Raw genomic sequence first — 11,930 nt, forward strand, 5'->3', positions numbered from 1 at the left:
TCGCATGCTAGAGGCCGTACCAGAGACCATTGAAAATACAACTGATTACGATAGTGAGTCTGTTGAAAAGGGTGGGAAAAAAGCGCCTGATCAGATCCGCAGAGCCATTAGCTAGAAATTTGTAAAATGAATACTCACAAAAAAATATAAAGAGACTAATCACCCATGAACGCAAAGAAAATTTTTAAGAATCCAAAGATTGCCGTCATTCCTGGCGATGGTATTGGTAAAGAAGTCATGCCAGAGGGTGTTCGTGCACTCGAGGCCGCTAATCGTAAATTTAATCTCGGAATGCAGTTCGATCATTTCGACTTTGCAAGTTGTGATTACTATCTCAAGCACGGCAAGATGATGCCTGATGATTGGTTTGATACTTTGATGAAGTACGACGCCATTTTCTTTGGTGCCGTTGGAATGCCAGATATTCTCCCTGATCACGTCTCTTTATGGGGAAGCTTGATTCAGTTCCGTCGCGGCTTTGATCAATATGTTAATTTGCGCCCAGTGCGTTTGCTGCCAGGCGTTCCTTGCCCATTGGCAAATCGCAAGCCTGGCGACATTGATTTCTTTGTTGTACGTGAGAACACTGAAGGTGAGTACTCTAGTGTTGGTGGAAAAATGTTCCCCGATACAGACCGTGAAATTGTGATTCAAGAATCCGTATTTACAAGACAGGGCGTTGATCGCATTTTGAAATACGCCTTTGATCTAGCGCAATCTCGTCCCAAGAAGCACATTACATCTGCAACCAAATCAAATGGCATTGCGATTACGATGCCTTACTGGGATGAGCGTGTTGAAGCAATGTTAAAGAATTATGCTGACGTAAGAGCTGATAAATACCATATTGATATTCTTGCAGCGCAGTTTGTCATGAACCCTGATCGCTTCGATGTAGTTGTTGCAAGTAATTTATTTGGCGACATACTTTCTGACCTGGGTCCTGCATGTACTGGAACAATTGCAGTGGCTCCATCTGGAAGTATTAATCCAGAAGGCAAGTTTCCTTCTTTATTTGAGCCAGTACATGGATCTGCGCCTGATATTTTTGGCAAGATGATTGCAAACCCAATTGGTCAGATTTGGAGTGGGGCGATGATGTTAGATCACCTGGGTTACCCTGAAGCTGGCAAAGCTATCTTTAATGCTATTGAAAAGGTATTGGCCTCTGGTCCCGGAAATGCACCTTTGACGCCAGATCTAGGCGGCACTGCAAAAACTGATGATTTAGGTAAGGCGATTGCTGACGCAATCTAATTGAATGCTTAACTGGCTGTACTTAAAGGGCTCCATACGGAGTCCTTTTTACTTGCCTTAGCAATCTCAGCGAGAATTTTTTCATGACTTTGCAAGTCATCATCTGATGCTGATAGTATTTTTAAATTAGTTGGTAGAGCCTTCGTATGGCCAGAGGAATCTGCTCCAACCGTGTAATCAATGAGATCAATGGAAAGGTCTTCTTGACCCCTGGTCATTGCTACATATACTTCGGCCAATAGTTGGGCGTCTAAAAGCGCGCCGTGCAAAGTACGATGTTTATTGCTAATAGAGAAACGCTCGCATAAAGCATCTAAAGAGTTTCGTTTACCAGGAAACATTTGCCGAGCATCGAGCAAGGTGTCAGTAACCTTTGATGCTAGATTTCTGAACGGCGGACGTTTTAAGAGTGCGAACTCATTATCCAGAAAGCCTAAGTCAAAAGCTGCATTATGAATCACGATTTCAGCGCCATCGACAAACTCAATCAGTTGCTCAACAATGTTTGCAAAGATTGGCTTATCAGATAAAAACTCTCTTGAGAGACCGTGAACAGCAAAGGCGCCCGCGTCAATATCGCGCTCCGGATTAATGTAGTAATGAAAGGTTCGGTCCGTTAAACGGCGGCCAACCATCTCAACGCATCCAATTTCAATGATGCGGTCTCCTGTAGCAGGATTTAAACCGGTAGTTTCGGTATCGAGAATAACTTGACGCATTAGGTTCCCTCTAAAACAGAAGCTGGAATGTCCATAGGGCCATTACCCGCATATTTATCCAGATATAGATAAATGACTGGCGTAATAATCAGTGTCACAAACTGAGAAAAAATAAGTCCACCAGCAACGCTAATGCCAAGTGGTTGTCGCAACTCTGCGCCGGCACCAAGGCCAAGCGCGATTGGAAGTGCGCCCATCAAAGCAGCAATCGTTGTCATCATGATCGGTCTAAAGCGCAAAATACAAGCTTCGCGGATCGCTTTCTCGGGACTCATTCCTTGATTTCGTTGCGCATCTAAGGCAAAGTCAATCATCAAAATCGCATTTTTCTTAACAATACCAATTAAAAGCAGGATGCCAATTGACGCAACAATAGTAAGTTCAAAGCCAAAAATACGTAGAGCTAATATCGCACCAATAGCAGCAGAAGGTAGGCCGGCCAAAATAGTAAGCGGATGAATGTAGCTCTCATATAAAACGCCGAGCAAAATATAAATGACCCCTAATGCTGCTAACAGCAAGATCACTTGGCCGGATTGATTGTCTTTAAAGACCGCAGCATCGCCACCATAGCTGGTAATGATTGAGGGCGGTAAATCCACTTCTTTCACAAACGTATCGATTGCCTTAGTCGCATCACCCAAGAAGACGTCTGGCGCGAGGTTAAAAGAAATTGTCACGGCTGGAATTTGGCCTTGGTGGTTTACCGCGGTTGGACCCACTGTTCTCACAAAGCTTGCTAGGCTAGATAAGGGTATGAGCTTGTCGGTTGCTCGACCCCTTACATACACTTTGTTCAAGTCTGTTTCAAATTGCCGATCATCCTCTGCCGTTTCTAGAATGACATAGTAAGTATTGACGGGTGTGTAGATAGTGGAAACTTGACGCTCACCAAATGAAGAGTAGAGTGCCGTTCTGATATCAGCAATCGATACACCAGCGCTAGCTGCTTTTTCACGATCGATTTCGATTTTGACGTTAAGGCCCTTTAATTGAGAGTCGCTTGTGACATCCCTAAAAATAGGGTCTGTACGCATTTTTTGCAATAACTTATCAGCCCACTCATTCACGCCTTCAAAGCCAACGCTTTGCAATGTAAATTGATAACGGCTCTTACTGCTTCGTCCACCCAACTGTAGATTCTGCACCGGACTCATATACACCTGGATGCCAGGAATTTCTCTGAACTTGGTCCGAAGACCTTCCATGACCTTACTCATTTTTTGACGCTCGCCTTTCGGCTTCAAAATAATGAAGAACCGCCCGGTATTACGTCCTGAGCTTTGGCCGCCACCCAAAATAGAAATCGACGTTGCGACATTGGGATCGCTATCAACGATTTTGGCTGCTTGATCTTGCAAGGCAATCATTGTTTTAAAAGATGTGTCCTCAGAAGCTTCAACGGTGACTCGCAATTGGCCAATATCTTCTTCGGGAAAGAATCCCTTTGGGCTATAGACGAATAGAGCAACTGTAATGACGCAGCTAGCAATCGCTCCCCAGAGTACCTTTTTACGATTTACTAAAGCTAAGTCCAAATAGTGAACGTATGACTTTAACGTCCAATCAAAGAGGCGATCAAATTTCTTAGTAATTTCATATTCTTTTGGCTTGTGATCCGGCTTAGGCAAAAAGCGACTACACAACATTGGCACAATTGTTAGGGACACAACTGCAGAGACCAAAATAGAAAGCGTAACTACAACTGCAAACTCTCTAAAGAGGAGGCCAATTGGACCGGCCATAAAGAACAGGGGTATGAATACAGCAACTAGAGATAAAGAAATAGAAACAATAGTGAAGCCCACCTCTCTACTTCCTTTGAGGGCAGCCTTGAGGGGATCCATGCCTTTTTCAACGTAACGCATGATGTTTTCAAGAACAACAATGGCATCGTCTACAACCAAACCAACGGCTAACGTAATACCCAGCAAGGAAATGTTATCTAGACTGTACCCAAGAAAGTAGAAAACAAAAAAAGCGCCAATCAAAGAGATTGGTAGACTGATAGAGGGGATGACAGTGGCGGAAACATGCTTAAGGAACAGGAATATCACCAGAATAACCAACGCAATAGTGAATAGCAGGGTGATATTCACATCATGAATAGATTCAATAATGGAGAGTGAGCGGTCATTGATAAGCGTTAGCTGAATCGAATCTGGCATTTGCGCTTTGAGTGAAGGCAGCAAGCGCTTTATAGAATCCACTACCTCAACCGTATTGGCATTAGGTTGTCTATTAATGCCAATCGCAATTGATCTCTCACCTTTTGCAGAGGCAAAAGTTTTGACATCTTCGTAGCTTTCCTGAACATCCGCTACATCTTTAAGATAAATTGGGTAGCCATTGCGCTGCGCAATGATGAGATTGCCAAACTCCTCAGCTTTAACCAACTGAGGATTGGCATAGATAGTAATAAGTTGTCGCGGGCCATCCAGCGTACCAACAGGACTATTTGTATTGGCTTTATTAATCGCAGCTGCCACTTCATCCATCGTGATGTTGCGATTGCCTAAGGCGTCGGGTCTTACGCTAACGCGAACAGCGTAACGTTTAGCGCCATACACAGAAACTTGAGATACGCCTGTAATAGTCGATAAATTAGGCGCCATTAAATTCTCAGCATAGGCATTCATTTCCGAGAGGCTAATTGATGGCGAACTCATTCTGACAATGAGTACTGGTGTATCTGCTGGATTAATTTTTCGATATGACGGAGGTATCGTCATTTCAATGGGTAGGCGTCTTTGCGCACGCAACAGTGCCGCTTGCACATCTACCGCGGCTTTATCAATATCGCGGTCGTTATTAAATTCCAGAGTGATGCTGGTTGAACCAAGGGAGTTCGTAGAGCTAATAACCTTAATGCCATCGATTGTTGAGAATTCTTTCTCAAGCGGCAAAGCAACTGCGGATGCCATATTTTCTGGCGCAGCTCCAGGCAGACTTGCCGTTACAGAAATAATTGGTGTATTAAAACTAGGTAGTGCAGCTACTGGAATTTTGAAATACGCTACGCTTCCAGCAATAACGGTTGCAATAGATAGCAACACCGTCATGACGGGACGTCTAATACATAACTCAGAAAGCGTCATTTTTGCTCTGCAGCGGGGGTGTTGTTAGCAGGGGCGGCAGGAGCAGGGCCTTTGCTGACTTTAGCCTCACGTACTTTGCTGCCAGTTCGTAAATTCTGCTTGCCTTCGACCACAATTCGATCCCCAGCCTGAATACCAGTTATCACAGAAGTGCCTTGATATTCATAAGTCACTTTGACTGGCTTAGCTACTGCTTTGTCATCTTTGTCCACTACGTAGACAAGTCGTCCCGATGGACTAATAACGATTGCTTGGGTTGGTACCGCTAAGGCATCTTTTAGAGTGTTGGCATTCAGAGAAATGCGTGCAAACTGACCAGGCAAGAGCTCCATCTTTTCATTAGGAATTTGTGCTTTCACTCTCACTGCTGCAATCGCCGGATCTACTTGGTTATCTATCACCAGCACCTGACCTTCGTAAACGGTTTTTCCGGTGTTGCCAACAGTAACTTTTACCTTTAGAGGTTCATCTGCCTTTTTGTTTTCCAAAATTATTGGAATATCTTTTTCAGGCACCACAAACTGAACGTTAATAGGATTCAGTTGTGTAATAGTCACCATCGATCCAGTGGTGGATGTAGCAGAAGCATTCGTTGAGCTAATTACTGCATTGCTTGCTTGCACGAATGAGCCTGGAAAGACATTAATGATGCCTGCACGACCATTAATAGGCGAGCGTATAGAGTCAAAGGAAAGTTGTACCTCTGCAGAACGTGCAGCTGCTTGGGCTGACTTAGCGTTAGCTAAAGAGGTTTCTAATCCCGCCTTGGAAATGAAATTTTTAGCCACCAATTCCTTGGCGCGCAAATATTGCTTCTGAGCATCATCGGCTAAAGCCTTGAGTTTTTCGTAGTTGGCTTTGTCATTGCGATCGTCTAGGCTGAACAGAAGTTGACCCTCTGTTACCTCTTGCCCATCCTTGATGTGAATTTTGGTAACGGTATTGGTCACCATCGGACGAATATCAACAATACTATTGGAGACAATCGTGCCAGTTGCCTCGATGATCAGTGGTACATCCTTTTTTTCCACCACAATGCTGGTGATCGTTTGGGGGCCGCCGGCTTTCTTGCCTGCCGGGAAAAAATAATCGTATGTTTTTGAGCCTGCATACAGCAGAATCAAAATAATCAAAATGCGCCACTTAAACTGCTTTATAAATGATTTGGTAGAGCCGTAATTGATGCCTTTTAGCATGCTAAACGGTGGCAAATATTTACTCCAAAGGGCACATAAGCGAGATTTAGCAGCACCCTTCAGTTGTACGATCTTGACTAGCAATTTATCAAGGGAGGATTCTATTTTTGACACAGTCTCGTTTTTCTTGGTTTTCTGGGGTTTATATGCTGTTTTTAGGGCATCTAGGGCAGAACCATTCTCTCATAAGATGCCTTTATTGGTGACTAGAGGCAGGCGCTGGTCCTAGGGCAAAAACTCCTCGACACCCTTATTGGCCAATTGGTCGGCCAATTCATTCCCAGGATGGCCGTTATGCCCTCTAACCCAATGCCAAGAGATGTCATGGTCTGGAAGTAGGGCATCTAATTCTTGCCATAAATCCGCGTTTTTAACGGGATCCTTGTTGGCCGTTTTCCACCCACGTTTTTTCCATCCTTCAAGCCATTCAGTTACCCCTTTTTGGACATACTGTGAGTCGGTCCATAGCTCAACAGTGCTTCGCTGCTTTAGGGCTCTTAGAGCAAAAATCACCGCGCATATTTCCATGCGATTGTTGGTGGTGAGCTTTTCGCCGCCATGAATATGCTTTTCATGACCTCCTGAGCGCAGCACCGCTCCCCAGCCACCAGGGCCAGGGTTACCTTTACAGGCGCCATCGGTATAAATGACGATATGAGGGAGTTTGTTATGCGGCATAGCAATAATTTACTTGGTATTGCTACTGTTGAGTTGGTTTTGCAGATTACTGCGCTCCGCTGCGGGGCTCAATTGATTGATTGCTGGTATGCGGACTAGTGAAGCTGGGCCAATGAGACGCATGCCTTGTTGGCGCTTGATTGCCGAGACCAGAAAAACTGCTCCGAATATAGGCCACCATCGGTTGCCCATTTTTTCAAGGAAATTCATTTTCTTCATGACTGCTTCGCCCTGAAGTGGGAATTTGTAACAACCAAAATGACCGCGATCTAAAGAGAAATTGAGTAGCTCTAACCAATCTTTAATGCGTATGAGGCTGATAAATTGACCATCTCTAGGGAGGTAGGGGCTGCCTATTAATCTGCTGAGGTATTGTCTGGCGCCCCATAGGCTTGCAGGGTTAAAGCCTGAAATGATCAGGCGACCCTCAGGTCGAAGGACTCTGTCTACTTCGCGCAATATCTGATGGGGGTCTGAAGCAAACTCCAGTACATGAGGCAAAACAATTAAATCTAGACTCTCACTTGCAAAAGGGAGTTCAGTCGAACTAGCCTCAATTAAATGCCAGTTTTGGCGGCTCGCAGTGGCGAGACTATCGTTTGAATGAATGAGAACTGCATGTAATGGCATCCGATTTTCAGATAGTGTATTAATCTGAGGTAACCCAATTTGGACGGCATGAAATCCAAAGACATCCGCAACGATTTGATCAAAGCATTGTTGCTCCCAATTAAGTACATAGCGCCCCGGCGGAGATTGCAGCCATTTTTCCCAAGAGGGTGCAGGCATCTGAGAGGGGATGGGTGGGGTTGGTATCATGAGTCTATGGATAAGAATACTTTATTGCAGGTCTGGCCCATACCGGCCTTTGATGATAACTATATTTGGTGCATTCACGATGGCAGCTCTGCTTTAGTGGTGGATCCAGGGGATGCGCAACCCACCCTGGCATACCTGAAGGCAAATAAATTAACCCTCAAGGGAATCTTAATTACCCATCACCATGCAGACCATACCGGTGGAATTCTTTCCCTGTTGGAAAGCTTAGGGGCTGATATTCCAGTTTATGGACCAGTAGGCGACAACATTCCAGGTCGAACTGTTGCAGTCATGCAGGACGATAAGGTTGAAATTACCGCCCCTCGAATTAGTCTTAAAGTTTTTGAGGTTCCAGGTCATACCCTCAGCCACATTGCCTATTTTGCCAACATGCAGGCCAACGTAGTAGAGCCAATGCTGTTCTGTGGCGACACGCTATTTGCATCTGGCTGCGGCAGATTATTTGAGGGTACGCCAACGCAAATGAGTGAGTCGCTCGCTAAGTTTGCTGCCTTGCCAAAAAACACTTTGGTTTTCTGCACTCATGAGTACACCTTATCTAATATTCGCTTTGCTTTAGCAGTTGAGCCCAATAACTTCAATTTAGTTTCATGGGCAGAGCAAGCAAAATCCCTCCGCGAACAAGGCTTACCAACACTCCCCACAACAATTGGTCAGGAGCTACAAGTTAATCCTTTCATGCGCTGTGATCAGCCGGAAGTTATTGCAATGGCCAAAGAGGTCTCTGGGCAATCAGATTTACCATCCCCAGCCCATGTGCTAGCAGTAATTCGCGCCTGGAAAGATCGTTTCTGATGCGCATTTTGTATGCGGCGGTAGTCATTGCCGCTTTCTTGAGTGGCTGCGCGAGTACTGGGGATTGGTCTTCAGATACTCCGACTAAGGCTAATCCTAAGTCCTCTAAGGCCACCCGCGTTAATCTTAAAAATCAATCTGTCAGCAAGATTTATGCGCCTTCGGATAATTTATGGATCCGCATTCGTGACGGCTTTCAAATGGAGCCCATGAATACTCCGCTTGAAATTGAACAGGTACGCTGGCTGGCTGCGAGGCCAGATTATGTCAATCGCTCGATGACGCGTTCATCGCGTTATTTGTTTTACATTGTTCAAGAAGTTAATGCGCGAAATATGCCTACAGAGATAGCGCTACTACCATTTGTAGAGAGTGCATTTGTAACTCATGCCAAGTCGAGCGCTAAAGCAGTAGGTTTATGGCAATTTATGCCAGCTACAGGTAAAGATTTTCGTTTAACGCAAAACGTGTTTAGAGATGAGCGTCGTGATGTCGTGCAATCTACTGATGCGGCTTTGGATTATCTGCAGCGTCTGCATAATCAATTCGGCAGCTGGGAGTTGGCCTTGGCTGCATATAACTGGGGGGCCGGGAATATTGCTAAAGCGCAGAAGCGCAATGTAGCTGCTGGCTTGCCAACTGACTATGAGAGTTTGACGTTGCCACGAGAGACTCGAAATTACGTTCCCAAACTAATGGCATATCGTCAAATCGTTTTGGATCCACAGGCCTATGGAATAGTTTTGCCAGAACTTGAAAATCACCCGTACTTTGTTGCCGTTGATGTCGGCAGTGATATTGACGTGTCTCTAGTAATTAAATTAGCCGAAATCCCCTCAGATGAATTTCATAGCTTAAATCCATCATTTAATAAGCCGGTTATCTTAAGTAATGCAAACCAGCAAATTCTGCTGCCATTTGCCCATGCAGAAATCTTTCAATCTAACTTGAAGCAATACGACAAACCACTTTCTTCATGGACTGCCGTTCAGGTATCGAAAACGGAAAGTGTTGATCAGGCAGCAAAAACCTTGGGCGTAGATGTTGATACTCTTAGAGAGGTCAATGGTATTCCGCGAGGAATGCGGATTCGCGCAGGTTCTACCGTGCTTATTCCTAAAAATAATCGCCGCCCTGGAGATGTATCTTCTTCTATGGCAGAAAATGCCAGCTTAAGCTTGGAAAAACCAGCGCCGCCAGCCCCCAAATGCCCTAAGCCTGCAAGTGCAGGGAAGGGTGGCAAGACAGCAAAATGTGCCCCCACTACAACTGCCAAATCAACTGGAAAACCGACTTCTAAGGGTAATTCTTCTCAAAAAGATGCTGCATCTCAGCATAAATCCGCATCGACAGGACTTGCAAAATCTGCGAAAAATGGTAGTTCAGCCGCCTCTAGCAGCAATAACAGCAGTAAAGGGGCGAGCAAAAGTCAGTAATTTCAGTAACTTTTTTAAGAAATCAGGTTGACCATGTCCTATAAAGCACACCACGAACGCTCAATTAAAGACCCAGATGGATTTTGGGGCGAGCAAGCGCAATTAATTCATTGGGAAAAACCATTTAATAAAGTTTTAAATTACGATAACCCTCCATTTGCAAAATGGTTTGAAGGTGGCCTAACGAATCTTTGCTTCAATGCTGTAGATCGCCATCTTAAGGATCGTCCAAATCAAATCGCTCTAGTTGCGGTCTCAACAGAAACCAATCAAGAGAAGACTTACACATTTAAAGAGCTATATGAAGAAGTTAATCGTATGGCTGCAATCTATAAAGCAAACGGCATTCAAAAGGGCGACCGAGTCCTAATTTATATGCCAATGATTGCTGAGGCTTGTTTTGCAATGCTAGCCTGTGCTCGTATTGGCGCTATCCATTCTGTTGTTTTTGGCGGCTTCGCATCCCATAGCCTCGCCTCACGTATTGATGATGCAAAACCAAAGCTCATCGTAACTGCAGAAGCCGGTGCGCGCGGCGGAAAGGCCGTCCCATACAAGCCTTTGCTAGATGAGGCAATTACTTTGGCTGAATATAAGCCAGAGAAAGTATTGATTGTGAATCGCGGCTTAACTGAGTTCACAACTGTTGCTGGACGTGATTTGGATTATGCAACTGAGCGTCAGAAGCACCTCAATGATGTTGTTCCTGTTGAGTGGGTTGATGCAACTCATCCATCCTATATTTTGTATACCTCTGGTACGACTGGTAAACCAAAAGGCGTTCAACGTGATACCGGCGGATATGCCGTAGCACTTGCTGCATCCATGAAACATATTTTCACTGGCAATCCGGGCGAGACGATGTTCTGTACATCTGATATTGGTTGGGTTGTTGGTCACAGCTACATTATTTATGCGCCATTACTTTCTGGAATGGCGACCATCATGTATGAAGGAACGCCTTTGCGTCCAGATGCGGGCATTTGGTGGGAGTTGGTTGATAAATACAAAGTTTCTGTCATGTTCTCTGCACCAACGGCTGTTCGCGTTCTGAAGAAACAAGATCCTGCGTTCCTAACAAAACATGATCTTTCTAAATTGCGTGCTTTGTTTTTAGCTGGTGAGCCTTTAGATGAACCAACTGCAAGTTGGATTCATGGCGCCATCAATAAGCCGATCGTGGACAATTACTGGCAAACGGAAACCGGTTGGCCAATGTTGGCAATCCAACGTGGTGTTGAAGTCATGCCGCATAAGTTTGGCTCACCTGGTGTGCCATCTTTTGGTTACAACATGAAGTTGCTTGATGACGCAACATCCGAAGAGTTGGGCCCAGATCAAAAAGGGGTGATTGCCATCGAAGGCCCATTGCCTCCAGGTTGTATGCAAACAGTTTGGGGCGACGACAAGCGCTTTATCAGCACCTATTGGGAAACTATTCCTGGCAAGTTGATCTATTCAACCTTTGACTGGGGTATTAAAGATAAAGACGGCTATTTCTTTATTCTAGGACGAACAGATGACGTTATTAACGTTGCTGGGCATCGTCTTGGCACTCGCGAGATTGAAGAGAGTATTTCTAGCCATCCAAATATTTCAGAAGTGGCTGTGGTTGGTATTGAAGATAAACTCAAAGGACAGGCTGCAATTGCTTTTGTTATTCCAAAGGATGCTTCAAATACAGCGACTTTGGAAGCTGAGTGCATGAAAACTGTGGACACCACTTTGGGGGCTATTGCTCGTCCAGGACGCGTGTACATCGTCACGGCTTTGCCAAAAACACGTTCAGGCAAGATTGTGCGCCGCGCGCTTCAGGCGGTTGCCGAAGGACGCGATCCTGGTGATATCAGCACCATGGATGATCAGTCTGTTTTAGCTCAAATTAAGACCATTATTGAGCAAAGCGCCAAG

Annotated in this window: 9 protein-coding genes; 4 read left to right on the forward strand and 5 right to left on the reverse strand. The window is 45.0% G+C overall.

All coding sequences use genetic code 11. The features are described from left to right. Window positions 1–165 precede the first annotated feature (165 nt). Window positions 166–1,257, forward strand: a complete 1,092-nt coding sequence (locus ICN23_RS09620; RefSeq protein WP_216860599.1) for a tartrate dehydrogenase — start codon at window positions 166–168, stop codon at window positions 1,255–1,257. Window positions 1,258–1,265: 8 nt separating this feature from the next. Here ICN23_RS09620 and dnaQ read toward each other — a convergent pair whose 3' ends face one another. The 5 genes from dnaQ to ICN23_RS09645 all read right to left on the reverse strand — a co-directional run bounded on the left by dnaQ (window position 1,266) and on the right by ICN23_RS09645 (window position 7,767). Beyond that, window positions 1,266–1,976: a DNA polymerase III subunit epsilon gene (dnaQ, locus tag ICN23_RS09625; protein ID WP_216232034.1), complete on the reverse strand. Its 711-nt coding sequence runs from the start codon at window positions 1,974–1,976 to the stop codon at window positions 1,266–1,268. Then, complete coding sequence (locus tag ICN23_RS09630; RefSeq protein WP_216232035.1) at window positions 1,976–5,074, reverse strand: efflux RND transporter permease subunit; 3,099 nt, start codon at window positions 5,072–5,074, stop codon at window positions 1,976–1,978. The genes dnaQ and ICN23_RS09630 overlap by 1 nt, the downstream gene beginning before the upstream one ends. Beyond that, on the reverse strand, window positions 5,071–6,384 hold the full coding sequence (locus ICN23_RS09635) for an efflux RND transporter periplasmic adaptor subunit (RefSeq protein ID WP_216232036.1): 1,314 nt from the start codon (window positions 6,382–6,384) through the stop codon (window positions 5,071–5,073). The genes ICN23_RS09630 and ICN23_RS09635 overlap by 4 nt, the downstream gene beginning before the upstream one ends. A 111-nt stretch (window positions 6,385–6,495) precedes the next feature. After that, window positions 6,496–6,948: a ribonuclease HI gene (gene rnhA, locus ICN23_RS09640; protein ID WP_216232037.1), complete on the reverse strand. Its 453-nt coding sequence runs from the start codon at window positions 6,946–6,948 to the stop codon at window positions 6,496–6,498. A gap of 9 nt (window positions 6,949–6,957) precedes the next feature. Continuing rightward, a complete protein-coding gene (locus ICN23_RS09645; RefSeq protein WP_216232038.1) occupies window positions 6,958–7,767 on the reverse strand; it encodes a class I SAM-dependent methyltransferase in 810 nt (269 codons plus the stop codon). Window positions 7,768–7,773: 6 nt separating this feature from the next. On the opposite strand from ICN23_RS09645, the gene gloB reads away from it, so the two are divergent. From gloB to ICN23_RS09660, 3 genes are all read left to right on the forward strand, one after another. Continuing rightward, entirely contained in the window at window positions 7,774–8,583 is an 810-nt protein-coding gene (gene gloB / locus ICN23_RS09650; protein WP_216232039.1) for a hydroxyacylglutathione hydrolase, read from the forward strand. Next, on the forward strand, window positions 8,583–10,019 hold the full coding sequence (locus ICN23_RS09655) for a transglycosylase SLT domain-containing protein (protein WP_216232040.1): 1,437 nt from the start codon (window positions 8,583–8,585) through the stop codon (window positions 10,017–10,019). The genes gloB and ICN23_RS09655 overlap by 1 nt, the downstream gene beginning before the upstream one ends. A gap of 33 nt (window positions 10,020–10,052) precedes the next feature. Beyond that, a partial coding sequence (locus tag ICN23_RS09660; protein ID WP_216232041.1) for a propionate--CoA ligase occupies window positions 10,053–11,930 on the forward strand: 1,878 nt, incomplete at its 3' end.

Origin of the sequence: Polynucleobacter sp. MWH-Jannik1A5 (assembly GCF_018881795.1) — a bacterium.
In the GTDB taxonomy this organism is placed as follows: domain Bacteria; phylum Pseudomonadota; class Gammaproteobacteria; order Burkholderiales; family Burkholderiaceae; genus Polynucleobacter.

Bases quoted from the DNA above. Each gene is read 5' to 3' on its own strand.
- ICN23_RS09620 (WP_216860599.1), top strand. From the start codon at position 166: ATGAACGCAAAGAAAATTTTTAAGAATCCAAAGATTGCCGTCATTCCT.
- dnaQ (WP_216232034.1), bottom strand. From the start codon at position 1,976: ATGCGTCAAGTTATTCTCGATACCGAAACTACCGGTTTAAATCCTGCT.
- ICN23_RS09630 (WP_216232035.1), bottom strand. From the start codon at position 5,074: ATGACGCTTTCTGAGTTATGTATTAGACGTCCCGTCATGACGGTGTTG.
- rnhA (WP_216232037.1), bottom strand. From the start codon at position 6,948: ATGCCGCATAACAAACTCCCTCATATCGTCATTTATACCGATGGCGCC.
- ICN23_RS09645 (WP_216232038.1), bottom strand. From the start codon at position 7,767: ATGATACCAACCCCACCCATCCCCTCTCAGATGCCTGCACCCTCTTGG.
- gloB (WP_216232039.1), top strand. From the start codon at position 7,774: ATGGATAAGAATACTTTATTGCAGGTCTGGCCCATACCGGCCTTTGAT.
- ICN23_RS09655 (WP_216232040.1), top strand. From the start codon at position 8,583: ATGCGCATTTTGTATGCGGCGGTAGTCATTGCCGCTTTCTTGAGTGGC.